Here is a 22540-nt window from a genome sequence, read left to right as displayed (position 1 = left end):
TCATGTTCAACCTCGACCAGCTGCGCGGATTCGTGGCGGTGGCCGAGGAGCTGCACTTCGGGCGAGCGGCCGCACGCCTCTCGATGACACAGCCACCGCTCAGTCGGTCGGTGCAGCGGCTCGAGAGCGAGCTCGGCGTCCGGCTCTTCGACCGGGACAGCCGCGGGGTCGCCCTCACTCCCGCCGGCGCCGTCTTCGTCGAGGAGGCTCGCGCGCTGCTGCGCGATGCCAGCGGTGCTCGCGACCTCGTCCGGCGCGTCGCGTCCGGGGAGGGCGGAACGCTGCGGATCGGCTTCACGGCCGGGTCCGCGTCCGTGGCGCTCCCCGACCTGCTGGAACAGCTCGCGCACCGGGTGCCTGGGGTCGAGGTGGAGCTGGTCGAGATGGTGACCGGTGAGCAGATCGACGCCCTGTCCCGGCAGGAGACCGATCTCGGACTCGCCCGCCCTCCCTTCCGCCCCGCGGGCCTGCGCAGTAGGGAGTGGCATCGTGAGGCGCTGGTCGCCGCGGTGCCCGCCGAGCACCCGCTCGCCCTCTCGGAGCAGCCGTTGCGTCCGGCCGACCTGATCGGCCACCCGATCATCCTGCACGAACCCGACCGGGCGGCGTACTTCCACCGCCTGGTCACCACGCTCGTGCCGATCCGGGACGAGGATGTCCGGCACACCGTCAGTCAGATCCTGACGATGATCTGTCTGGTGGCCGCCGGACGTGGGATCGCCCTCGTTCCCTCCAGCGCGGCGTCCCTGCGCATGGAGGGCGTCAGCTACCGGCCGCTGGCCACCCGCCCGGAGAGACCTGTCGAGCTCCACCTCGCTTGGAGCCCGCACTCGCTGAACCCTGCGCTGCCCGTCGCGCTGCGCGGACTGACGCCGCTCACGCCGAGTCCGTCCGATGCCAGGTCCCGTCCCCACCGAGCTCCGAGATGAGCGCGGTCAGCCTGCCGAGCGCGACCGGGTCGAGGTCGGAGATCGGGGCACGCACGGATCCGGCGGGGCGCCCGACCACGGTCAGCCCCGCCTTGATGATGCTCACCGCGTAGCCCGGCTTCTCCTGACGGATGTCGCAGTACGGGATAACGAACTCGTTGAGCGCACGCACAACGAACCCGTCGTCCCGGCGACGGACCGCGTCATAGAAGGCGAGCGCGAAGTCCGGCATGAAGTTGAAGATGGCGGAGGAGTAGGTGGTGATGCCCATGCTGAGATACGGCGCGGCGAACAACTCGGCCGTCGGCACGCCGCCGATGTAGACCAGCCGGTCGCCCACCAGGGACGTCAGCCGGACCAACTGCTCGACCCCGCCCATCCCGTCCTTGAAGCCGATCAGGTTCGGGCAGTCCTCCGCGAGGCGCTCGACGGTCTCCTCGGCGTAGGCCGCGTTCGACCGGTGATAGACGATGACGCCGAGCGATGTCGCGGCGCAGACGGCGTGGACGTGCGCCTCGAGCCCCTCCTGGCTGACCTCGGTCAGGTACGGCGGGAACAGCAGGATTCCGTCCGCACCGTCCCGCTCGGCACTCCGAGCCATCTCACGCGCGGTGTGGGTCCCGTAGCCGGCGGGAGCGATGATCGGCGTGGTCACGGGGGCCGCGGCGATGGCGGTCCGCACGGTGGAGGACACCTCGTCCGGGGTCAGCGAGAAGAACTCGCCGGTCCCTCCGGCGGCGAAGAGCCCGGCGGCCGGATAGCTCGCCAGCCACGCCACGTGCTCGGCGTACGCCGACGGGTCGAGTGCGCCCTCCCCGTCGAAGTGCGTGACGGGGAACGAGAGAAGCCCCGTTCCCAGGCGCACAGCCAGCTCGCTCGCGGACATTCCTGACACGTTCCACGTCCTCCTCGATGGTGGTCCCGGGCCCGGACGGTACGCCCGGCTCGCCATACCGGTCCAACACCGATGCGGCATCCAGCGATGCCCAGATGGCATCGGGCCAGCCCGTTGACACGGTCGAGGACAGCGAGGAGCATCCATGCTCCATGCAGCATGCAGATGACGGTCAAGGAGGCGAGCCGATGAGCATCAGCCCGGACGACAGCGCGAAAGGCCGCCTGCCACGCCGTCGCGTGCTCGGGATGGCCGGGGCGGCGGTGGCCGGAGCGGGAGCCGTCGTGGTCGGCACGGCCGTCGCGGCGAACGCCGCAGCGGAGACCTGGCTCGACACCCTGACCGGGACGGGCGACGAGTCGGCGACGATCCAGGCCGCCATCGACGCACTCGGGAGCACCGGCGGCATCATCCGGCTGCCCGCGGGCACCTTCCAGGTCGGCAGGACGATCGAGCTGCGCACGAACGTCACGATCACGGGAGCCGGGGCGAGGGCGACCGTCCTGCGCGAGCACAGCAGCCTCGGGAACAAGGCGATCCTCCGAGCCGCCGGCAGCGTCGGCACCCGCCTCACCAACGTCGCCGTCACGGATCTGACCATCCGCAACGCCACCGCGGGGACGACGCCGGCAGACGGTCCCGACGGGATCTTCGTCGACCTGGTCGACGGGTTCGCGCTCGAGCGGGCGCTGGTGACCGAGATCAAGGGCTACTACGGCCTCAAGGTCCAGCGCTCGACCGACATCGTTGCCCGTGACTGCGAGTTCTACCGCTGCGCCAACGCCATGATGGCGGTGCTGGTCGAGGTCGACGGCGTCACCGTCACGGGGTGCCGCTTCGACACGCTCACCGACACAACGACGCCGAACTGCTACACCTTCATGACCGGCGCGGAGACGGCGAACTTCGGCTCCTTCTACGTCCGCAACGTCCTCGTGGAGAACAACCAGTTCCTCAACAACCCGCGGTGGGAGGGCATCGACTGCCACGGCGGCGAGAACATCATCATCCGCGGCAACACGATCAAGAACTGCAAGGTGGGGATCTCCCTCCAACACGCCCTGGGCTTCCTCGCCGACCCCTCCCAGGAGACCTTGCGCAACGTGCTGATCGCCGACAACACGATCGAGCAGGGGTCCGGGAACAACGACCAGGCCGGGATCTCGGTGGTGGGCAACATCTACCGGATGTCGGAGAAGATCCGGATCATCGGCAACGACATCACCGGCTTCACGGGGCAGACCGACGCACCCGGCTCGATCACGGTCTACGAGGTCCGGCACGTGTGGATCGAGGACAACGAGCTCTGGAACCACGGTCGCTACGGCATCTGCATGTACGAGGCGGTCTTCGGCGCGACCATCCGCGGCAACTACTTCTTCGGCGCCAACCCGACCGCCGCCGCCAACGCGAACTCCGCGGCGATCGGGGCTGTCGGACCGGGGATCTACGGACTCGTGGTCGAGGACAACACCGTCGACGCCACCACGATGGACCGGCGAGTCAACTACTTCATCCGGGCGCACAGCCAGTACGAGAGCTGGCAGGTCCGCAACAACCGCATCCTGAACGTCAAGCAGGCGACGCCGTACAACGACGTCTCGCTGCTCCCCGTCGAGCGTTCCGCAGTGCCGACGACCACGCTCGTCCAGCGCTTCGGCGACATGGTCTACGACACCAGCGGCCGCCCGGCCTGGGCCGTGACCGCACCCAAGATCGGCTACGGGTCGCTCGATACGTCGACCGTCATCGTGAAGGGCACCATCGCCTCCGGGTCGAACACGATGACCCTGGTCTCCGGCGGTGCTCTCGACTGGCGTGCCATGCCGGCCGGCATGAACGTGACCGTCGCGGGTGCCGGCGCCTCGGGAGCCGCCCTCAACGCACGAGTGCTGGAGTGGGCGGTCCCGGGGATTGGTCCTTCTCGACAAGACCGCGTCGACCTCCGTCACCGCGGCCAACGTCCGCTACCAGGCCTGCACGCTCGCAGCCGTCTAGACAGGAAGCAGGCCGACCATTCTCGACGACATCCCCGCGTCCGTGCTCGAGTGCGGCCGGTGTCACCGCCGCACCGCGCTGGGGCGCCGCTATGCCGGATGCGCGGCGTGCGGCGGCGCACTGTTCGCCGTCGTACCTCGATCCTGGTTCGCCGCGCAGGTCGACAGCCACCTGCGCGGCGAGGCAACGGGCAGCGCTGCCTTCGCCCTCCCCGAGGCGGCCGGCGCCCCGCACTGGGGCGAGGGCTCGACCCCACTCCTCACTGCGGACGACCTCGGGGCGCAGGTTGGTCTCGGCCGCCTGTGGCTCAAGGACGAGACCCGCAACCCCACGGGGAGCTTCAAGGACCGCTTGAACGCGGTCGCCGCGCGCATGGTGGTGACGTTCGGCGCGGGGCGCCAGGTCACGTCGAGCACCGGCAACCAGGCCGTCTCCGCGGCCTGGTACGGCGCGCGGCACGGTCTCGAGACGCTGGCGTTCCTGCCCGACGACGTGCCCGCGGTGGCCGCGGACGTGGTCGCGCTCTACGGCGGCTCGCCGCGTGTGCTGCCCTTCGACGAGCGAGCCGCGGTGATCACCAGGCTCGTCCGCGACGAGGGATGGGACTACGTCGGTCGCAACGCGCCCCGGCCCTACGCCAACCCCTACGGGGTGGACGGCTATCGCTCCATCGCGGTGGAGATCTACCGCGACCTCGGGGGTCGCGCGCCTGACATCGTGGCGATGCCGGTGTGCGGCGGCGACAGCATCACGGGGACCGTGCGCGGCTTCCACTGCCTGCGGATCCTGGGACTCACGGACCGCGTGCCGCGCTTCGTCGCCGTCCAACCCCGCGCTGCGGACTCCCTGGCACGCGCGCACCACCGGGGTGAGAGCACGGTGTCTAAGGTGCCCATGGGGCGCACGATCGCGCACTCCCTGCGGGACGGACGGGCGACCATGCGCTCGCCGCACTGCGGTCGACCGCCGGCACGGCCCTCGCCGTGGACGACCGCTCACTCGCCCGGGGACTGCACGTGCTCGGTCGGTCGGGGATCTTCGCGGAGCCCTCGGCCGCCGCGGGGCTCGCCGGGCTCGCCGCCGGCCTGGCCTCCCTCGACCTGCGCACCGACACGCACGATCTCGAGGTCGTCGTCCTCGTCACCGGCTCCGGAGCGCGGTGGCCGGACTCGTTGCCGGCCGCGCTCGCCGCGGGCGCGACCGTGGATGTGACGCGATGATCCTGCAGCGGGTGGGGCCGCCGGGAGCGGAGCAGCTGGTGACCCGCACGCCCGACGGCCGGCTGCACGACCTGGGCTCGATGGACCCGCTGCTCGCGGCCTCGCCCGAGGGCCGCGCCCAGGTGGAGCACGCGGTTCGCGCCGGACGTCCGCTCCCTCGATCGCCGCAGGCACGCGTCGGCGCGCCGGTGCCTCGCCCCGGGAAGCTGATCACGGTCGGGCTGAACTACGCCGACCACGCGGCTGAGGCGGCCATGGACCTGCCGGAGGAACCGGTCTACTTCCTCAAGGACCCGGCCACCATCGTGGGATCGACCGACGACATCCTCCTGCCGGAGGACTCGACGGCGCTGGACTGGGAGGTCGAGCTCGCCGTCGTCGTGGGTCGTGACGCCCACCGGCTCGCCACACCGGCGGAGGCGGCCGCCCACATCTGCGGCTACACGATCAGCCACGACGTGTGCGACCGGAACTGGCAGCTCTCGGGCGCACCGGGCTGGGACCGGAGCAAGGTCACGCCGACCTTCAACCCGCTCGGGCCGGTGCTGGTGACACCCGACGAGCTGGGCGATGTCGGGGCCCTGCGGATGCGCACCTGGGTCGACGGGAGGCTCCGCCAGGACGGCATCACCGCGGACATGCGCTTCTCACCTGCCTACCTCGTGTGGCACCTCAGCCAGATCACCACACTGCAGCGTGGCGATGTGATCAGCACCGGCACCCCGGCCGGGTCCGGCCTGGGTCACTCGGCGGAGCACTACCTCCGGGACGGTGACGTCGTCGAGCTGGAGATCACCGGGCTGGGCCGGATGCGGCAGCGGGTACGGACCGTGCCGACCGGACCGACCCGACCGACCGGGAGCGATGAGGGATGAGCACACCTGCCCCTCGCCACGAGTCGACCCTGATCCGGTGCGGCACCCTCATCGACGGCACCGGCGGACCGCCCGCGCGCGAGGTGGGCGTGCTCGTACGCGACGGCCGGATCGCCGAGGTCCGGCCCCTGGGCCAGGACCCGCCCGCGGCACAGGTGATCGTCGATGCCACCTCGAGCACCCTGACTCCGGGACTGGTCGACGCCCACACCCACCCGGCGTGGTCGACCGACACCGACCCGTCGGAGTGGGACGCGTGCCGGTCGACTCCCGAAGGCCTGTTCTCCTGGTGCGTCGCCGCGCTCTCCTCCGCAGCGGCCGCCGGCGTGACGACCGTGCGTGACTGCGGTAGCCCGACCGGCGTCCTCGTCGAGGTGCGCAGGGCGCTGGAGCGGGGCACGATCCGTGGTCCCCGACTGGTCGTGTCCGGGCCGTGCATCACGACGACCGCTGGCCACGCGGACTTCATCGGCATGACGGCGGACGATGTCGCTGACGTCGTACGAACGGTCCGCGGCCTCTGCGCCCTGGGAGTCGACCACATCAAGGTGATGGCCGCGGGCGGCGACATGGATCCCCACACCAACCGCCGGATGCCCCAGTACTCCACGGCGGAGCTACAGGCACTGGTCGCGGAGGCGAGCCGCCTGTCCCTACCTGTTACGGCGCACGCCACCTGTACCGAGGCGATCCGGCGCAGCGTCGAGGCCGGTGTCCATACCCTCGCGCACTGCAACTGGCTCGGCGCCGAGATCGGAACCATCGACTACTCCCCCGCAGTCGCCCAGCTGATCCTCGACCAAGGGACCTACATCGACCTCGACCTGCCCAACTCGTTCGCCGACTACGCCGAGCGGGACGGCGAGGAGTTCGTCCGAACCGGCTCACCGGGCCTCGCGCGAAGTCGGTGGCAGCTGCACCGGGAGATCCGGGATCGGGGAGGCCGGATCTTCTTCTCCAGCGACGAGTTCGGCCGCAAGATCGGGAGCTTCCCAGCGCTGCTCCTCGGCGCGGTCCGGACCGGTGAGGTGTCGGTGACCGAAGCGATCCACCGGGCGACGGCAGTGCCTGCCGGAGCGGTGATGCCGTCCCTCGACATCGGCACCGTCAGCGTCGGCCAGGTCGCGGACCTGGCCCTCTTCTCCGGTGATCTCGCCGCGGATCCAACAGGTTTGATCGACTGCGAGGCTTCCTGGAGCGGCGGCCACCGGCTCCAGGTGACCGACGAGCTGACGGCACGCACCACCACCACTCGGCCGACCGGGCGACCGGTCAGTCCAGCAGGCGCGCCGCACGGATCCTCCGAGAGGCCGTGAGCAGCAGGCCCGAGAGCCGCTCCACGTCGGCGCGGCAGGAAGGCACCGTGAGCGAGAGAGCGCGCCGAGCACGAGGTCGCTGCCGCCGTGCAGCGGAACCGTGACGGTACGGCGGGATCGGCATGGACACACCACTCGTGGCGGCCTACGACGGCTGAGCCACGGGGCGCGCTCCGTGGAAGCCGACACCCGGCTTGCCGTGATCAATTCTGGATATGTGTTATCCCGTTATTCGGATGAGTCGACGTGGCGCCCGGGCGCGACCACCGATCACAGGCGGCACGCGGGTTCCGTCACCGACGGTAGGAACGTTCCATGACCGTCACGCAGACCAACCCCGAATGGCTCCACGACCCCGTCCCGTTCGGCTACAGCCACATCGCCGACACGGGCAGAGGAACCGTCTTCATCGCGGGCCGGTACGGATCGGGCCCCGACGGGCAGGTCACCTCCGACAGTTTCGAGACCCAGGCCGACCGGCTCGACACCTATGTCGCCAGGCACTCCGAGGAGCCACTCCACGTCGTCGGTGCGGCCCTGGCCCGGGTCTGGGGCGACCAGCCACCGGCCAGACGATGATCGGCGTCGCCGCCCTCACCCTCCCCGGCATGCCGTCCGAGGTCGACGGGTCGCCGTCCGCGACTGACAGGATCCTCCTCGCGGCGTAGCGCAGTCAGTCCGCCGAGATCTCCCGCAGGACCACGTCACACACCCAGGCGCGCCAAGCTTCGACGCTCCAGCCGCGCTGCGTCACCAGCAAGGCATGGCTCTCCACCGACTCGACCGCGTAGATGACGTCGGCCAAGCGCGCCCGGTCGAGCCCCTCTCCTCCCGGACAGGCCGCGACCTGCTCGGCCAGCAGCCGGCTGAACTCAGCGCGCTGGGCACGCATCGCGACCAGCAGACCGGCGACATCCGGATCGGCCTCCGCGGCCAGCATGGCCGCATAGAGCGGAGCCACCCGCGCCGTGCCGAGGTGGAGGGCGGCCAGCGCCTCCTGCCACGCCGCGGCCGGCGACGGCGCGTCACGGAGCGCGAGGAACCATGCACGCTCGGCCAGAGCCACCGGGTCGTCGTCGCCAGCCAGCGCGACATCGTGAGCAGCCCCGAGCAGCCCGACCTTCGATCCGTAGGCCTGGTAGATCGTCTGCACGGCGACGCCGGCCTCCGCGGCGATGTCCACGATCGTCGTCCCCACGAAGCCGCGTTGCTCGAACAGCGCGGACGCGGCCCCCACGATCCGCTGTCGCGCCGCGTCGTCACGCGGCCTACCCCGTCGTGCCGCCACCGTCGCCCCTCTCGCTTGCCCACGCGCAGTCTTCCAGATAGATTTCTGAATCTCATTCTAGAATCTCGTTTGGAGAATCTCATGTCTCGTATCGCTGTCATCTACTACTCCTCCACCGGCTCGGTCCACGCCCTGGCGGAGGCTTACGCGGCCGGTGCCCGGGAGACCGGGGCGGAGGTCCGCCTGCGCCGTGCCGCCGAGCTCGTACCCACCGCCGTGATCGAGAGGAACGGCGACTGGCGCGACCACCTCGCCGCCACCGCCCACATCCCGGAGGCCACCGTCGAGGACCTGGTCTGGGCCGACGGCTTCGCCCTCGGCACCCCCACCCGCTTCGGACAGCCCGCCGCCCAGCTCAAGCAGCTGCTCGACTCGACGAGTGCGGCCTGGCAGGCCGGACACCTGGCCGACAAGCCCGCGACCGGCTTCACCAGCGCCTTCGAGCGTCACGGCGGCCACGAGTCGACCCTGCTCGCGCTCTACCACACCTTCTGCCACTGGGGATCGATCGTCGTGCCGACGGGGTATGTCGACTACGACGCGGCCCACGCCGCCGGCGGCAACCCCTACGGCGTCAGCAGCGTCGGCGGGGACGGGCCTCCGGACGAGCACGTCCTGACCCGGGCCCGGCACCAGGGCCGGCGGCTCGCGGCGCTGGCCGACACCCTGGGCGGCGCGCGGACGGACCGGGCGGCATGACCGTGTCCGAGGGACCCGGGACATCCGGTGGCGCGCAGCAAGCCGGGAGGCCGGGGCGGCGTGGGCCGGACGGACGAGACATCGGCCGGTGGTGGGCGCTCGCCGCCCTGACCGGAGCCAACATGCTGGTCTTCGCCTCGGTGACGATCTTGAACGTGGCCCTGCCCGACCTCCGTACGGACCTCTCGCTCACCGCCGGCACCACCCGATGGGTGGTCACGCTCTACTCGCTCGTCTTCGGCATGCTCATCCTGCTGGGCGGGCGACTCGGCGACGTCCTCGGCCTGCGCTCCTGCCTGGTCGGCGGCCTCGTGGGCTTCAGCGCGGCGTCCGTGCTCGGCGGGCTCGCCGCGAACGCCGAGCTCCTCCTGCTCGCCCGGGCTCTCCAGGGCGGCGCGGGTGCCCTGGTCGCGGCCACGGCCGTGAGCCTGATGTCGGTCACCTTCCCGGCCGGACGCGACCGTGCCCTGGCCTTCGCTGTCCTCGGCGTCGTCATGGGCGTGGGCACACCCGGCTCCCTGCTCCTCGGCGGCCTGCTCGTCGACCTGCTGTCGTGGCGCTGGTGCCTGCTGGTCAACGTCCCGCTCGCGCTGCTCGCCGCGGTCGGCGTACAGCTCTTCGCACCGCCGGGCGAACGGCGGGCGGGGGCGCGCGTCGATGTCGCCGGAGCCGCCCTGGCCGGCCTCGGCCTGGCCGCGGTGGTGGGCGGCCTCGACCGGGCGACGGCGTGGGGCTGGTCGGACGCACGCACCCTGGGCCTCCTGCTCGGCGGTGCCGTCGCGCTGGCCGGCTTCGCGCTCGCCCTGCGCCGGGCGACCGACCCGCTGATCCCGCCGCATCTCCTGCGGCGACGGACGCGGAGCCTGGGCTATCTGGCCGCGTTCTTCGTCGGCGTGGCCATGTTCGCCGGCATGTTCGTGCTCACCGTCTTCCTGCAGGTGGCCCACGATCGCTCACCCACCGAGATCGGCATCGCATTCGTCCCGTTCATGCTCGGCGCGGTCGCGATCACGTGGGTGCTGCCCGCACTGCGCGCCTCCGTGAGCTCGAGCTCCGTGCTCGCCCTGGGGCTGGCGGCGGCCGGCGGCGCCGTGCTGACACTCGCGCTACTGTCGGCCCGGTCGACGTACGCGACCGGCGTCCTGCCCGCGATGGTGCTGCTCGGCGTCGGCGGCACCATCGTGATGATCACCGCGGCGGACCTGGCCACCGCCGATGCCGGAGGCGACAGTGGAGTCGCGGGATCGATGGTCAACTCGGCCCAGCAGCTCGGCGCCGGACTCGGCACCGCGCTCCTCACCTCCGTCATGACCACCACCACGCACGCCGAGCTCACCGGTGGCGCCGAGCCCGTGGCCGCCGCCGTCGCGGGCTATGCCCGATCGGGCCTGGTGGGAGGGACGATCGTGATCCTGGCCGCCTGCCTGGTCTGGGCGATGCGGGCACAGCCCCGCCCCGGAGCCGCCACCCGGCCCGGTGCATGACACCCCCGTCGAACCCCGGAGAGGACGCACCCATGTCCGCGTACTGGATCAACACTTTCACCGCGCTCCGCGACCACGAGCGCCTCGAACGCTACGCCGCGATCGCCGGGCCCGCCATGATCGCCGCCGGAGGGCGGTTCCTCGCCCGCGGCAACCCCGCGTTCGTGTTCGAGGACGCCACCCCTCTGCGCACCACGCTCATCGAGTTCCCCTGCGTGGAAGCGGCCCGCAGTGCCTACGAATCGCCGCGGTATCGCGAGGCTCTGGCTGTTCTCGGCGATGCCGCAACGCGCGAGATCCGGATCATCGACGGGATCTGAGCACCGCTCAGGCACGCTGGATCGCGACCACGGGTGCGGCAAGGGAGACGACGACATGACCGACGAGCTCGAACGGGTGAGCGCGCTGTTCCGCTACCCCGTGAAGTCGATGGCCGGCGAGTCGCTCGCCGCCGCCGAGGTCGGCTGGCACGGGTTGGCCGGCGACCGGCGTTGGGGGTTCGTCCGCCCCGACCACGAGGCGCACGGCTTCCCGTGGCACACGCCGCGACAGGAACCGCGGATGGTGCTCTTCACCCCACGACTCCGCGATCCGGATCGGCCGGATGCGTCCGCTGTCGACGTACGCACCCCCGAGGGCAACGAGTTCTCCCTGTCGGATCCCGCGCTGCCCGACCGGCTCGGCGCGGGCCTTCGCCTGATGCGATTGCATCGGGGCACGTTCGACTCGATGCCGGTTTCGCTGATCGGCACGGCGACGGTGGCCGAGATCTGCTCCCGCGCGGGCGTCGCCCCCGCTCCGGCCAGGTTCCGCCCGAACCTGTTGGTGACGACGCGTGTCCCGTTCATCGAGGACTCCTGGGTCGGCAACACGGTGCGGATCGGACCCGTCCGGCTGCGCGTGGACCGGCCGAACTCCCGCTGCGTGGTCATCGACATCGATCCCGCGTCCGGACACCGAACCCCGGGGCTCCTGCGTACAGTCACCGCCGAGCGCGGCGCGTGCGCGGGGGTGTACGCCACCGTCGTCACCCCCGGCCCGGTGCGGGTCGGGGACCTCGTCCACCCCGGAGACCGACCTGGGGTAGCCGGGAACAGCAACAGGGCCTGATCTGCGTTGCGCAGATCAGGGATGGATAGATGATGGATCGCCATGGCGACCTCCAAAACCAGATCGAGGCCAGACGATGTCTGACCTCGATCTCTTTGTAGCGGGGGGGAGGATTTGAACCTGCGACCTCTGGCGATCCCAGGGTCGATTCGTGCTCGCTGCCGATGATCGTGGTCAGCACCGGATAGCCGGGTTGACGTGGGCAAACGGTTGTCTTGCGACTTCTCCATGGTGCCTGACGACTCGGCGCTCTGCCACTCGTCTTGGCTTCAAAGTGGTGGATCGATGAGGACTCAGGCCCAGGTGCCGACGCCTATCCGCCCGCCTAAGATCCATCCATGTTCGTGCCCGGAACCTCACCCAACGCGCAGCTCGGGGAGCTCGAAGGAGCGCTCGGGTTGTTCTGGGACGACCAGGACTGGGGCATCGTCAATGCCGAGGGCGCCCGCCTCCACGAGTTCCTCCAGTTCTTCTCCGAGCGCTACGACGAGACCTGGTCCGTCTGGACCGTCGGAGAGTACGTCGACCTCGTCCTCGAGTCCGCTTGCGACGCCCTCCGGGCGGATCCCGACCTGGATGTCTCATGCGTCGACGACTTCGTCCGCAAGACAGCGGGCATTGCGCCGGACCGGGTCGCCTACTGGACCAAGCGCGACTGGGCCATCACCGCTCATCTGCGTCACCTCGGCGTTGACGGCCCTGACGCTTCACCTGCCTAGTCGCCAGTCTTCAGATCGGCGGCAATCGCGAGTCGGTCCAATGCTGGCTCGGCGTTGGGCACATCGAGCAGCGCTGCCCGGTCGGCGCGGATAGCCTTCACCATTGCGGTGAGCCGCTGGCGGTCCTTTTTGCTCACCGTCTCGTTCCGGAAGTCACGGGCCGTCAGCAGGGTCGCCAAGACGGCGAAGTCGCGGCGATGTCGGCCACGCCCCGCATCGCCGACATTGGACAGCGCCGCAGCTTTCCCGACGAGAGCGCCCACGAGGTTCGGTCGCCGCACGAAGCCGTCTCGACCGTCGACCCGCACCGCCACTGTCTCGGTGCGCTGGAGCGCCTGCGTGCCACCAGCCGTCGGCAGAGTCGGACTGCCCGTGACTCCCCGGCGGGAGCTGGCACGCTCGCCGATCCCGTCAGGCAGGAGTACGTCGATGGATGCGGAGTCGCGAACCCACCGGTGTTGCAACCCTTCGGCCGAGATGCCGGCCGACTCGAAACCGAGATCGGTCAGCGCCTCGGTGAATCGCGCGAGCATCTGTGGATCGGCGCGCACGTCGATCACAGTGTCAACGTCGTTGGTCGGCCTGATCGGGAACCGTCCACGCTCGGCACAGTGGAGATGGACGAGCTGACCGCCGACCAGCGTCCAACCGTCGTCGAGCTGCTCATAAAGGTCGAGCAGGCCGATCCACGACGCGGTCTGTTCGGCTGGCATCGCAGGGAGTTCGATCATCGATCGCTCCGGCCCTGGGCGAGCTCGTGCAGGAGCCCCGCGGCACGAGCTTCCTCACGCGGACCTCGATGCTCAGCGAGGTCCGCAGCCAACCTCAGACGCGAGGAGGGATAAGGATCCTGGCCGTCCGGGACCACGTGCACCACGACATTCGCTTCATCGTCGGCCGGGACGAGCAGGTAGTCCTTGATCAGGCTCTCAACGTCGGCAACCGCTAGGTAGCCCTCGACGTCGCTGGAGGCGATGCCGCTCGCGGCCGCGTCGATGACGGCTTGCCACCGCTGGTCGACTCGAAGGTCCTCCAGGTCCGTCGGCGCGGCCCGGAACAGCCGTCGCTCAGCGCGGTTGCGGAACATGGACCGCAGCACGATCGAGATATCACGCGCGGCCTCCTCGTCGACGACTCGCACGTTCCCCCGGTCGAGCAGGCTCCGTAGGCGCATTGCGGCTCGTGAACGCTCGGCGGGGGCCAGCGAACTCAGAGCAAAATCGTCGCCCTCGGACGCCGCGATCACCGCCCAGGCGGACCGGACGGACAGTGGCCGGCCGGCCCTGCGTCGCTCCGCGACCTCGAGCAGCGACCGCTCATCGACCACCCACTGGGCACCGATGCGTCGAGCGCGCAGCGAACCGTCCGCGATCCGTTGATGGATGCGCGGCACGTTCACTCCAAGGCGGTCGGCCGCCTCGGACACGCTGACCAGAGCCACTACACAATCCTAGAAGGATTTCTAGGATTGTGAAAGCCCAGAGTCCTCCTGCGAGTTCCAGTAGGCGACATGGGACCTGTGCAACCAGTCGTCGACCCACTGCCGATCCGGCTCGTCCGGAACAGCCGCGTCAGCACCTGCTGACACAAGCGCGGCCTCAGATTCGCCGATTGCCTCGAGCACATCAGGCAGTGAGACCTCGCCGCGCCGTACCGCTCGCAGGAAGGACAGGTCCGGCTCCGGCACCGGCAGCGTGATCCGTCCAGTGCGCAGCAGTTCGACACCCTGGACGCCGAGACGCAGAGCGTGCATCGCGAACTTGGTGTCGTAGCCGTGCTCGGCCACGAGTTCAGGTCGATTGGTGTGTGCACCGGTCTCACCGAGCATCGCTGCCTTCTGGCTCTGCAGGTAGCCGAGGAACCGGCCAGCCGCGAGCTTGGAGACGAAGCGGTGCGCGTTGTCGACGAGCTCCGCGCCGACGGCGTTCCGAAAGACGACCTCCTCATCCGGAACGAACAGCGCGAGCAGGACCGTCGGGTTGCCCGCGAGCGCGAGCCGGCACCACTTGCGCGCCGAGTAGATGACGACGTCGAGGTCGCCTGCGCCGGATCGGTTCGCGAGTCCGCCAGGCTTGTCCCAGACGGTGTGGCGTTGGTACTGCTCGAACTCGACTTCCGCTTCGCCATTGATGCCGCGCGGCACGCGAGCGAGGCCGGTGACGAACTCACGAGGCTCAAGACAGATCCCCATCTCGTCGCGGTCGTCCTGGCCGCTGATGGACGTGCCGTGTACTCCCGAGCCGACCTGGACCCGCAGGATCATGCCCGCCTCGGCGATCGCACGCGCTTGCTCCGAGGCGTGCGGGTGCGCGAACCCAGGCGGCAGCGACCTGTCGCCGGAGACCACTCGCACTGAAACCATGCAGCGAACCGTAGCCGCGGGACATCAGGCCGAGCGATGACTTTTCACCGGACGCCCCGCGTTGACTTCCGTCTTCTCGCGTCGCGTTGGCAGCGCTTTGACACGGTCGTGCATGCGGCGCACCGTGGCTGTATGCGCCGCTCAGGAACTCCCGTCGCACCCAAGGTTCACGAGGGACAACCCCGGCTCCGGTGACTCACCGGGACCGTGAGCGTTCGGAGCGAGGCCGACCGGCCCCGGGGAATCCCCGAGACCGTGCGATCACCGACACCTGCCGGGTCTTGCCGTCGCCGTCGCGATAGCGGGTCCGCACCTCCACGCGACCGTCCGGCAGCACCAGCGAGGTGATCGTGCCGTGCGTGCCGATCGGCAGCCGCGGCCTAGCCACGTCGTACTCCGGCCTCGTGGTGCTGCTCGAGCCACTCGGCGACATCAGTGACGGCGAACTTCAGCCGCTTGCCGAACTTGAAGGCTCGCGGCGCCGTACCAGCGCACCGCCAGTCGTAGATCGTCTGGATCGGGACGCCGAGGTAGGCAGCAAGCTCCTCGACGCCGATCAGGCGCTCCAGGCCCAGCTCGTTCATGTCCGTGACACCCAGGTACGCGCTGCCAACCAGCAGCGAGCCGAGTGGTCGCGATACGCCCGCTCGGGCCTCGCGGGCTGCTCGACCAGCGACAGGGTCGAAAGCGTTGGGTTCTTGATGGATCGCCATGGCGACCTCCAAAACCAGATCGAGGCCAGACGATGTCTGACCTCGATCTTTTGGTAGCGGGGGCAGGATTTGAACCTGCGACCTCTGGACGAGATCGGGGGTCCTGCGACAACTACTGAGTCGAGACGAGTCCTACCGGGTTCCTCGGTTTCACGAGGGAATCCTCAGTGCTTCGAGTCTCAGGGTACCCGTTGGCTACCGACTCGGGCGGAGTCAATCTGGACAGTTGATGGACACGGCTCGAATCCGTGTTCGTCAACAACTCGGTACGCCTCGGCGTAGGCGTGCGGGAGGATTGCAGGGTGGCCATCGATGAGACCTCAGCCGAGCAGCGGTTGTACGACGCCGCTTGCCGGTGGTCCGATGCGCCCGGGTACGACGCCAAGGATCTGATCGAAGGCGCCGTGCAGGCGCTCGTGGACGGGCTCGACTCGTCGGCTCTGCGCGAGTTGGCCGGGGCGTCACCGTCGGATCGGTCGGACGAGATCCAGTCGCTCTTGGACGACTCGCTCGATGAGTTGCACATCCCCCACCCGGGTGGCATCGATCCGTGGAAGCGGGTCATGAGTGGCGGCCGTATCTTCTCCCGCCTGCCGAAGGAGTCGATCCGCTTCGAAGTCGCTTCCGCTGGCAAGGAGGTAAGCGGGCACCAGCTCCTGGTGTACGTCGATGGAGTCGAAATGACGTCAAAGGGCGCTGGCATGGGCATGGACCCGTTCGATGTGCTCATCCCCGAGAACCGCCTTGAGGCCACCACGACGACCCACCGGGTACCCATTGCTCGATGCGAGTGCGGCGAGTACGGCTGCGGCGTGACCGACGTGAACATCGTCCGTGACGGGGGCGTCGTCCACTGGGACTGACTGCACGAGGTTCCGATGCGTCACGGAGTGACCTTCAACGCGGAGCAGTACGACGCTGAGGTAGCGCGTGTCGCCGCAGACCACAGCTGGGAACGACCCCAAGACACGACGGCTCGGCTCGTGATCGAAGGGGCTGAGGCTGCCGCACTCGCAGACCGAGGGCATCGTATCTCCTGGGCGGCCGCGGACTATCGCGACCCTTCGCTGTTCGTCGTCTCGTTCATGACCACGGACAACAACTTCCAGGTTTTCGTCCGAGTGCCCAGAGATGGCAGGGATCCCGACTCGGTCGCGAAGGACGTTTTCGGCCTACTTAGGAAGCAGCCTTCAAAGTGGCCGGCAACCTTCCACTCGATTCAGCCGAAGGTGACTGCGCGGCCGTCGATGGCGGGCTGGCGCTGGAAGCGAGAGCATATCGGGATCCGGTGAAGCTCAGCGGACCTGGCGCTCCCGCCCGCTCATTCCCGCCGGTCGTGACGCGAGAGCGCGGCGAATCCGAGAGGCGTCCACGGCATCGGCGAGCTCGCCGTCGAGCGCGAGGCGGCACCGGCCCCGGCCGAGCGCCCCCGTGCACGCCCGCATGGTGTCGAGAAGTGCGGCTGCGGCCACCCGAGCCGCCGCATGTGCTCCGATATCGACGGCGAGCCGCGTCTTCACCCGGCCCGGAACGGGCGCCTTCGCCACGACGAGTATCGTCGTCATCGCCCGACCTCACGGGTGATGACGAGCACGCGGAGGAAGTCCCGGGCCGCGCGCAGGGTTCCCACGAACGAGCCCGACACCTTCGAACGAGTACCGGGCGTTCGCGGGTGATAGGTCACCTCGCGCTCCACGATGCGCCAACCGGCCCTCGCGGCGCGATGGACGAGCTCGACCGGGTACCCGAAGCGCCGGTCCTCGACGCCGAGACCGAGCAGACCTTCCCGGCGCGCGACCCGCAGCGGTCCGAGGTCCTGCAACGCGATGCCGGTCCGTCGCCGCAGGGTCGCGAGCACCAGCCGGTTGCCGAGGCGGGCCGGCCAGGGTGGCTGCTCCCTGACCGCCCGCCCGCGCCGCCCCATCGCAAGGTCGGCCTCACCGTCGCGGACCAGAGCGAGCAGCGGGAGGACATCGGACGGGTCGAACGAGCCGTCGCCGTCCATGACGGCGACGTAGGTCGCCGTCGCGGCCGTCACCCCGGCGTGTACGGCGGCGCCGTAGCCCGGTCGCGGTTCGTCGACCACCACGGCTCCCGCCCCGGCCGCGACCGTCGCCGTCGCGTCGGACGAGCCGTTGTCCACCACCACGACGCCCAGCCCTGCCGGGATCCGGGGCAGGAGCAACCGGAGCGCTGCCTCCTCATCACGACAGGGCAGGATCAGCTGACAGTCGAGCACCTCTCCAACCTAGGGACTGCACAGCTCCGCCGGACCCTCCAGTCCTTACGGTCCGGTGACGACACGCCTCCGGGGCGGCGGGCCGACCTAGGGTCGCAGTCATGGCGGAGAGGGGTCCGACAGGTGTTCGGCGGGCGGCCCTGTGTGGCGCCGGGGGCGCGCTCCTGCTGGTAGCAGCGTCCGTGCTGGTGCCCCTGCTCACCGGATGGGACGTGCGGGAGCGCGCCGACGAGATCGCCGGCGTTCCGCCCTTGCATGGCTACCTTGACGTCAAGGTCGGTCCCGGAACGCCGCTGGCCGTGCTGGTCGGTGCCATGGCGGTGATGATCGGGCCAGCCGTGGCAGAGCGCCTCGGCTGGCGGCGACTGCTTGTGGTGAGCTGGGTGGTTTCGCTGGCCTGGCTGCTCGGGCTCGCGCTCGTCGACGGCGCCTCGGGCCTGTCCCGGGTCCTCGGCAACCGGCACGAGTACCTTCCGACCGCACGTGCCGTGGCCTCGGTGCCCGACCTGCTGGCGTCGTACGTCGAGCACATCCCCTACACCTCGCCGGACAACTGGCCGACCCATGTCGCCGGTCACCCGCCGGGGATGCTGCTGTTCTTCGTGCTCCTCGTGCGTCTCGGGCTGGGTGGGGACCTGGCTGCGGGCGTCGTCGTCACCGTCGTCGCCGCGACTCTGCCGGCCGCCGTGCTCGTGACCGTACGTGCACTGGGGCGCGAAGACCTCGCACGCCGGGCGGCGCCGTACCTCGTGGTCACGCCTGCCGCCGTCTTCCTCGCCGTCTCCGCCGATGCGGTGGTCGCTGCCGTGGTGGCGTGGGGGTTGGCTGCCCTGGCTCTCGCGTCCCGGGACTCGCTCCGAGCCGGCTGGCCCTGGGCCGTAGCGGCCGGCCTGCTGCTGGGATACGCGGTGCAGATGTCCTACGGCATGCCGCTGGCCGGCCTTCTCGCGCTCGCCGTGCTGGGGGCCAACCACCGCTGGTGGCCGGTCCCCGTCGCAGCGCTGGCCGCGCTCGCTGTCGACCTCGTGTTCGCCGCACTGGGATTCTCGTGGCGGGCGGCCCTTCCGGTCCTGCGGGAGAGGTACTGGGACGGCATCGCGGCCGAGCGGCCAGCGGCGTACTGGCTCTGGGCCGATCTCGGCGCGCTGCTGCTCTCCGGCGGCCTGCTCCTCGGGAGCGCGGTGGGAGCGGCCTGGGCGGCCCGCCGCTCCGAGCCGGTCGTCGCGTTGGTGGCAGGAGGAGCGCTCCTGGCAGTTCTGGCCGCGGATGCGACGTTGATGAGCAAGGCCGAGGTAGAACGGATCTGGTTGCCGTTCATGCCCTGGCTGACCCTCGGTCTCGCGGTCCTGCCGGCCCCCTGGCACCGACCTGCGCTCGCCGTGCAGGTGCTCACCGCGCTGGTGGTGCAGCACCTTCTGTACACGACCTGGTGAGCTCGTCAGGGACGCAACGGCGCGGAAGCGAACTCCGGCAGGCCCTCCTGGGGACTGGTCGCTGCACGGAAGCCCAGGTCCCTGGCTGCCCGCTGCGCAGAGGCGACGACATGGCGCACGTCGCCCAGGCGGTACTCCCCCGTCACCTCGGGTGCGAGGGGACGCCCGGTCCCCTGTGCCACTAGACGGGCCACCTCCGCCACGGTCACCGGATATCCGGATGCGACGTTGTAGGGCTGGAACGATCCGGGCGGCGCGGTCGTGACGGCGGTCGCCGCGAGCAGGTTGGCGCGGGCGACATCATCGACGTGCACGAAATCCCGCCGCTGCCCGCCGTCTTCGAAGACCCGCGGCGCCTCGCCGCGCTCGAGCGCGGAGCGGAACATCGCCGCCACCCCCGAGTAGGGCGTATCGCGAGGCATGCCCGGGCCATACACGTTGTGGTAGCGCAGCGCGACGACGGCGGCGCCCGCCTGGCGCGCCCAGGCCGAGGCGTAGTGCTCCTGCGCGGCCTTGCTGGCGGCATAGGCGCTGCGGGGGGCCGCGGGCGCGTCCTCATCGACCAGGAGCGGAGCGAGCGTCTGACCGCAGGACGGACAATGCGCCTCGAAGTCTCCGGCTGCGAGGGCCTGCGGGATGCGCGCAGATGGCACGACCCGTCCGTGCTCGGCACACGCGTAGGCACCATCACCGTAGACGACCATCGACGAGGCGAGGACCAATCGCTCGATCCCCACCTCGGTGGCCGCGGCCAGGACGGCCGCCGTCCCGAGATCGTTGTGGGCGGCGTAGAGCGGCAGGTCACCGGTCGTCGTACCGGCTCCGACCACGGCCGCCTGGTGGCACACCACGTCGACGTCCGCCATCAGGTTCCGCCAGCGTCCAGCGTCGCGGACGTCGAGGACGTGCGTGTCGCATCGCGGGACCGGATCACGGTGCGCCGTCGCCAGCAGCACATCAACCCGGACCACCTCGTGACCGGCCGCGAGAGTGCGCGATCCACGGCGGACCCGATGAAGCCGGCCGAGCCGGTGAGCAGGACCCGCACGCTCAGCCCGGCACGTCGTAGGTCAGCACGACCTGGTCGGCCCAGGTCGAGCACGAGCGCTCCGAGGGACGACACTGCCGTCGTCAGCAGCTCCCCGAGCCGCGCCACGTTGTCCTCGAACCGCGCGAAGACCTCCGCCTGCCCGACCCCTTGACCGTTCTCGACGCCGGCGTCCCTGTCGGTCACGAGGGCCAGGGCGCCATAGCAGATCAGCATCTCACGCGCGAGGACCGCCTCGGGATGACCTGTCATGTTGATCAACGTGCCGCCGCCGGCAGCGTACGCACGTGACTCCGCTCGGGTCGAGAACCGCGGCCCCTCGATGACGACCATCGTCCCTCCGTCCTGCACCGAGTCGTCGGCGGCGAGGAGGGCCCTGCGCACGCGTGGGCAGTACGGGTCGGCGAACGGCACGTGGACGGCACCGGACTCGACGTAGCTCTGCACGCGCCCGTGGGTGCGGTCGACGAGTTGGTCGGGCACCACCAGGTCGCCCGGCGCCAGCCGCGGGTCCAGGCCACCGACCGCACACGGCGCGAGGACCTGGCGCACGCCGAGCGAGCGCAGCGCCCACAGATTGGCCCGGTGGTTGATCGCGTGCGGCGGGAACCGATGCGCGAGGCCGTGCCGCGGCAGGAAGGCGACCCGACGGTCGCCGACCACCCCCAGAGTGATCGGCGCCGACGGGTCACCGTACGGCGTGGGGATCTCGCGCTGCGCACCGTCGTCGATGAACGAGTAGAAGCCGGTGCCACCGATCACCGCCACCTCGGCCATCGCCCGCGATGCGACATCACGTGAAGAGGTTGCCGTCATGGTCTCCACGCTGGCAGCGCCCGCGCCACGGAGCCACCGAAACCCGCATCCGTCACAGAATGTTAAGAAGGTCGCGGCACTGACCTGCTCATCGGTTGCGCCTGTGCATATCGCGAGAACGTCTGCAGGACTCGCCGACCAGTGGTAGACACGAGTGGATGCTCGACGAAGACGACCTGCCCGAGACGTTGCCGCCCGGCTCGAAGCTCCTGCACATCGGGATGCCCAAGACGGGCACGTCCGCCGTACAGCGGGCGATGTGGCTCGCACGCGAGGATCTGGCGATGCTCGGCATCCGCCAGGTGGCAGAACACCCCCACGAGAGAGACGTGGGGCTGACCGCCGTCGGTAGCGGTCGCGAGTTCTACCGGCGCCGTCCTCGCCGGTGGAACCGACTCGCGACCGACTTCCGGGCGTCGCAGGCACGGTTGACGACCTGGTCGAGCGAAGCACTGTCCTTGGCATCGCCCGAGCGTGTCGAACAGTTGCACCGGGAGCTCGGTCCTGCCTACATCGTGACGACGTTGAGACCATTCGCTTCTCAGCTCGCGTCGCGATGGCAGCAAGGCGTGCGGCGCGGCGCGCGACTGCCCTTGGACGACTGGTTGCGGCACAGACTGACGCGTCCTCCGCGTCCCGACTGGACAGAGCCCCATCGGCGAGGCGACGTCCTGCATCGCAACGACCCTCGGCGTATCGTGGAGCATTGGGGCCGCGTCTTCGGGGAGGATCGACTCGTCTTCGTGATCCAGGATCCGCGGGACCGCAGCCTCCTTCTGCGGCGCTTCGAGGCCCTGCTCGGGGCGCCCGGGGCGCTGCCCGCCCTGGAGCAGACCAACGCATCACTTCCCTATCCCGCAGCCGAGGCTCTCCGGCACTACTCCATCGCCCATCACGCGGCAGGGCGGACTCGGCGTCGGTGGATGACCACGATCGGCGACCCACGGCGGCTGCACACACGCGCTGTCGGCCAGCAGGCGCCCACCTTCCCGGTACGTGTGCCCCGCTGGGCGGCTCAGCGAGCCAACGAGCACGCTGCGGCCTGGGCCGATGGGCTCCGGAGCTCCGACGCGACCGTCGTCGGCGACCTGGACCATCTCGTCGTCGATACCGCTTCGCATCCGGTCTCCGATGAGCGCCCCACGACGATCGACACCGCCTCCGCGGGTCTTCTCATCCAGGCTTGCGTCGACGCATCCGTCTCCCGCGACCTTCTTGACCCGGCTGATGGATCGATGGGGCGCTTCGCCGCCCAGGCCACCACGGCCGCGACGCCCGACCTGACGACCTGCTCGGACCGGCTGCTTGCCCGTGAGCTCGGCCGGCGCCTGATCGGTCGCCTCACGCGGCACCGCGACCGGGACGAGGACGAGGACTAGGACTAGGCAGGAGAGCA

General features: G+C 70.1%; 24 protein-coding genes and 2 pseudogenes. 16 read left to right on the top strand and 10 right to left on the bottom strand.

From position 1 onward, the window contains the following. The first annotated feature begins 2 nt into the window (after positions 1 to 2). The gene (locus RB608_RS12735; protein WP_308088310.1) at positions 3 to 929 is read left to right on the top strand and encodes a LysR family transcriptional regulator; all 927 of its coding nucleotides are present in this window, start codon (positions 3 to 5) and stop codon (positions 927 to 929) included. Here the strand turns inward: RB608_RS12735 and kdgD are convergent. Beyond that, positions 877 to 1815: a 5-dehydro-4-deoxyglucarate dehydratase gene (gene kdgD, locus RB608_RS12730; RefSeq protein ID WP_308088309.1), complete on the bottom strand. Its 939-nt coding sequence runs from the start codon at positions 1813 to 1815 to the stop codon at positions 877 to 879. The two genes, RB608_RS12735 and kdgD, sit on opposite strands and share 53 nt — an antisense overlap. Before the next feature lie 26 nt (positions 1816 to 1841). Here kdgD and RB608_RS28305 point away from each other — a divergent pair. From RB608_RS28305 to RB608_RS12705, 6 genes and pseudogenes are all read left to right on the top strand, one after another. Next, positions 1842 to 2996: pseudogene (locus tag RB608_RS28305) on the top strand (glycosyl hydrolase family 28-related protein); the annotation flags it as partial. Positions 2997 to 3864: 868 nt separating this feature from the next. Then, positions 3865 to 4698, top strand: a pseudogene (locus tag RB608_RS28300) (pyridoxal-phosphate dependent enzyme); the annotation flags it as partial. 107 nt (positions 4699 to 4805) lie between these two features. Next, the gene (locus tag RB608_RS12720; RefSeq protein WP_308088307.1) at positions 4806 to 5042 is read left to right on the top strand and encodes a hypothetical protein; all 237 of its coding nucleotides are present in this window, start codon (positions 4806 to 4808) and stop codon (positions 5040 to 5042) included. After that, positions 5039 to 5917, top strand: coding sequence for a fumarylacetoacetate hydrolase family protein (locus tag RB608_RS12715; protein ID WP_308088306.1), 879 nt, complete (start codon positions 5039 to 5041; stop codon positions 5915 to 5917). Before RB608_RS12720 ends, RB608_RS12715 begins: the two co-directional genes overlap by 4 nt. Next, entirely contained in the window at positions 5914 to 7233 is a 1320-nt protein-coding gene (locus tag RB608_RS12710) for an amidohydrolase family protein (protein WP_308088305.1), read from the top strand. The genes RB608_RS12715 and RB608_RS12710 overlap by 4 nt, the downstream gene beginning before the upstream one ends. Positions 7234 to 7548: 315 nt before the next feature. Further along, the gene (locus tag RB608_RS12705; RefSeq protein WP_308088304.1) at positions 7549 to 7812 is read left to right on the top strand and encodes a hypothetical protein; all 264 of its coding nucleotides are present in this window, start codon (positions 7549 to 7551) and stop codon (positions 7810 to 7812) included. A gap of 94 nt (positions 7813 to 7906) precedes the next feature. Here the strand turns inward: RB608_RS12705 and RB608_RS12700 are convergent, their stop codons facing one another. Further along, the gene (locus RB608_RS12700; RefSeq protein ID WP_308088303.1) at positions 7907 to 8521 is read right to left on the bottom strand and encodes a TetR/AcrR family transcriptional regulator; all 615 of its coding nucleotides are present in this window, start codon (positions 8519 to 8521) and stop codon (positions 7907 to 7909) included. Between the two features lie 81 nt (positions 8522 to 8602). Here RB608_RS12700 and wrbA point away from each other — a divergent pair, with 81 nt between their 5' ends. The 5 genes from wrbA to RB608_RS12675 all read left to right on the top strand — a co-directional run bounded on the left by wrbA (position 8603) and on the right by RB608_RS12675 (position 12533). After that, positions 8603 to 9220: an NAD(P)H:quinone oxidoreductase gene (gene wrbA, locus RB608_RS12695; protein ID WP_308088302.1), complete on the top strand. Its 618-nt coding sequence runs from the start codon at positions 8603 to 8605 to the stop codon at positions 9218 to 9220. Next, positions 9217 to 10704 carry an MFS transporter gene (locus tag RB608_RS12690; protein WP_308088301.1) on the top strand — a complete coding sequence of 496 codons (1488 nt, stop codon included), beginning with the start codon at positions 9217 to 9219 and terminating at the stop codon, positions 10702 to 10704. The genes wrbA and RB608_RS12690 overlap by 4 nt, the downstream gene beginning before the upstream one ends. 32 nt (positions 10705 to 10736) lie before the next feature. Continuing rightward, positions 10737 to 11024, top strand: a complete 288-nt coding sequence (locus RB608_RS12685) for a DUF1330 domain-containing protein (protein WP_308088300.1) — start codon at positions 10737 to 10739, stop codon at positions 11022 to 11024. A gap of 55 nt (positions 11025 to 11079) precedes the next feature. Further along, positions 11080 to 11814: an MOSC domain-containing protein gene (locus tag RB608_RS12680; RefSeq protein ID WP_308088299.1), complete on the top strand. Its 735-nt coding sequence runs from the start codon at positions 11080 to 11082 to the stop codon at positions 11812 to 11814. A 338-nt stretch (positions 11815 to 12152) separates the two neighbouring features. Further along, positions 12153 to 12533, top strand: coding sequence for a hypothetical protein (locus RB608_RS12675; protein WP_308088298.1), 381 nt, complete (start codon positions 12153 to 12155; stop codon positions 12531 to 12533). Here RB608_RS12675 and RB608_RS12670 read toward each other — a convergent pair. The 4 genes from RB608_RS12670 to RB608_RS12655 all read right to left on the bottom strand — a co-directional run bounded on the left by RB608_RS12670 (position 12530) and on the right by RB608_RS12655 (position 15479). Then, positions 12530 to 13264, bottom strand: coding sequence for a hypothetical protein (locus RB608_RS12670; RefSeq protein WP_308088297.1), 735 nt, complete (start codon positions 13262 to 13264; stop codon positions 12530 to 12532). The two genes, RB608_RS12675 and RB608_RS12670, sit on opposite strands and share 4 nt — an antisense overlap. After that, the gene (locus RB608_RS12665) at positions 13261 to 13974 is read right to left on the bottom strand and encodes a helix-turn-helix domain-containing protein (protein WP_308088296.1); all 714 of its coding nucleotides are present in this window, start codon (positions 13972 to 13974) and stop codon (positions 13261 to 13263) included. The genes RB608_RS12670 and RB608_RS12665 overlap by 4 nt, the downstream gene beginning before the upstream one ends. Before the next feature lie 21 nt (positions 13975 to 13995). Beyond that, complete coding sequence (locus RB608_RS12660; protein ID WP_308088295.1) at positions 13996 to 14895, bottom strand: DNA polymerase beta superfamily protein; 900 nt, start codon at positions 14893 to 14895, stop codon at positions 13996 to 13998. A 380-nt stretch (positions 14896 to 15275) separates the two neighbouring features. Next, positions 15276 to 15479 (bottom strand): helix-turn-helix domain-containing protein, encoded by a 204-nt coding sequence (locus RB608_RS12655; RefSeq protein ID WP_308088294.1) that lies wholly within the window; start codon positions 15477 to 15479, stop codon positions 15276 to 15278. Between the two features lie 431 nt (positions 15480 to 15910). Here RB608_RS12655 and RB608_RS12650 point away from each other — a divergent pair, with 431 nt between their 5' ends. Beyond that, positions 15911 to 16471, top strand: coding sequence for a hypothetical protein (locus RB608_RS12650; protein WP_308088293.1), 561 nt, complete (start codon positions 15911 to 15913; stop codon positions 16469 to 16471). A gap of 27 nt (positions 16472 to 16498) precedes the next feature. Next, positions 16499 to 16900, top strand: coding sequence for a hypothetical protein (locus RB608_RS12645; RefSeq protein WP_308088292.1), 402 nt, complete (start codon positions 16499 to 16501; stop codon positions 16898 to 16900). A gap of 3 nt (positions 16901 to 16903) precedes the next feature. On the opposite strand, the gene RB608_RS12640 is transcribed toward RB608_RS12645, so the two are convergent. Both RB608_RS12640 and RB608_RS12635 read right to left on the bottom strand, forming a co-directional pair. Then, on the bottom strand, positions 16904 to 17173 hold the full coding sequence (locus tag RB608_RS12640; protein ID WP_308088291.1) for a hypothetical protein: 270 nt from the start codon (positions 17171 to 17173) through the stop codon (positions 16904 to 16906). Next, positions 17170 to 17847 carry a glycosyltransferase family 2 protein gene (locus RB608_RS12635; RefSeq protein ID WP_308088290.1) on the bottom strand — a complete coding sequence of 226 codons (678 nt, stop codon included), beginning with the start codon at positions 17845 to 17847 and terminating at the stop codon, positions 17170 to 17172. The genes RB608_RS12640 and RB608_RS12635 overlap by 4 nt, the downstream gene beginning before the upstream one ends. A gap of 182 nt (positions 17848 to 18029) precedes the next feature. On the opposite strand from RB608_RS12635, the gene RB608_RS12630 reads away from it, so the two are divergent. After that, on the top strand, positions 18030 to 19280 hold the full coding sequence (locus tag RB608_RS12630; protein ID WP_308088289.1) for a hypothetical protein: 1251 nt from the start codon (positions 18030 to 18032) through the stop codon (positions 19278 to 19280). Between the two features lie 5 nt (positions 19281 to 19285). Here RB608_RS12630 and RB608_RS12625 read toward each other — a convergent pair whose 3' ends face one another. Further along, positions 19286 to 20236: an NAD-dependent epimerase/dehydratase family protein gene (locus RB608_RS12625; RefSeq protein WP_308088288.1), complete on the bottom strand. Its 951-nt coding sequence runs from the start codon at positions 20234 to 20236 to the stop codon at positions 19286 to 19288. Beyond that, positions 20146 to 21144 carry an S-methyl-5'-thioadenosine phosphorylase gene (locus RB608_RS12620; RefSeq protein WP_308088287.1) on the bottom strand — a complete coding sequence of 333 codons (999 nt, stop codon included), beginning with the start codon at positions 21142 to 21144 and terminating at the stop codon, positions 20146 to 20148. Before RB608_RS12620 ends, RB608_RS12625 begins: the two co-directional genes overlap by 91 nt. A 158-nt stretch (positions 21145 to 21302) precedes the next feature. Between RB608_RS12620 and RB608_RS12615 the strand changes: the two genes are divergently transcribed. Continuing rightward, complete coding sequence (locus RB608_RS12615) at positions 21303 to 22523, top strand: hypothetical protein (RefSeq protein ID WP_308088286.1); 1221 nt, start codon at positions 21303 to 21305, stop codon at positions 22521 to 22523. The last annotated feature ends 17 nt before the right edge of the window (positions 22524 to 22540 follow it).

The organism is Nocardioides sp. LHD-245 (genome assembly GCF_030929495.1).
Taxonomy (GTDB): Bacteria; Actinomycetota; Actinomycetes; order Propionibacteriales; family Nocardioidaceae; genus Nocardioides.
Note: the sequence above shows the minus strand (reverse complement) of the source record. Positions and strands in the feature narration are given on the sequence as shown.

What these genes read in the sequence shown, in the direction of transcription:
- RB608_RS12735 (WP_308088310.1), top strand. Translation starts at nt 3, where the DNA reads ATGTTCAACCTCGACCAGCTGCGCGGATTCGTGGCGGTGGCCGAGGAG.
- kdgD (WP_308088309.1), bottom strand. Translation starts at nt 1,815, where the DNA reads ATGTCCGCGAGCGAGCTGGCTGTGCGCCTGGGAACGGGGCTTCTCTCG.
- RB608_RS12715 (WP_308088306.1), top strand. Translation starts at nt 5,039, where the DNA reads ATGATCCTGCAGCGGGTGGGGCCGCCGGGAGCGGAGCAGCTGGTGACC.
- RB608_RS12710 (WP_308088305.1), top strand. Translation starts at nt 5,914, where the DNA reads ATGAGCACACCTGCCCCTCGCCACGAGTCGACCCTGATCCGGTGCGGC.
- RB608_RS12705 (WP_308088304.1), top strand. Translation starts at nt 7,549, where the DNA reads ATGACCGTCACGCAGACCAACCCCGAATGGCTCCACGACCCCGTCCCG.
- wrbA (WP_308088302.1), top strand. Translation starts at nt 8,603, where the DNA reads ATGTCTCGTATCGCTGTCATCTACTACTCCTCCACCGGCTCGGTCCAC.
- RB608_RS12690 (WP_308088301.1), top strand. Translation starts at nt 9,217, where the DNA reads ATGACCGTGTCCGAGGGACCCGGGACATCCGGTGGCGCGCAGCAAGCC.
- RB608_RS12685 (WP_308088300.1), top strand. Translation starts at nt 10,737, where the DNA reads ATGTCCGCGTACTGGATCAACACTTTCACCGCGCTCCGCGACCACGAG.
- RB608_RS12680 (WP_308088299.1), top strand. Translation starts at nt 11,080, where the DNA reads ATGACCGACGAGCTCGAACGGGTGAGCGCGCTGTTCCGCTACCCCGTG.
- RB608_RS12675 (WP_308088298.1), top strand. Translation starts at nt 12,153, where the DNA reads ATGTTCGTGCCCGGAACCTCACCCAACGCGCAGCTCGGGGAGCTCGAA.
- RB608_RS12670 (WP_308088297.1), bottom strand. Translation starts at nt 13,264, where the DNA reads ATGATCGAACTCCCTGCGATGCCAGCCGAACAGACCGCGTCGTGGATC.
- RB608_RS12660 (WP_308088295.1), bottom strand. Translation starts at nt 14,895, where the DNA reads ATGGTTTCAGTGCGAGTGGTCTCCGGCGACAGGTCGCTGCCGCCTGGG.
- RB608_RS12655 (WP_308088294.1), bottom strand. Translation starts at nt 15,479, where the DNA reads ATGAACGAGCTGGGCCTGGAGCGCCTGATCGGCGTCGAGGAGCTTGCT.
- RB608_RS12640 (WP_308088291.1), bottom strand. Translation starts at nt 17,173, where the DNA reads ATGACGACGATACTCGTCGTGGCGAAGGCGCCCGTTCCGGGCCGGGTG.
- RB608_RS12620 (WP_308088287.1), bottom strand. Translation starts at nt 21,144, where the DNA reads ATGACGGCAACCTCTTCACGTGATGTCGCATCGCGGGCGATGGCCGAG.
- RB608_RS12615 (WP_308088286.1), top strand. Translation starts at nt 21,303, where the DNA reads ATGCTCGACGAAGACGACCTGCCCGAGACGTTGCCGCCCGGCTCGAAG.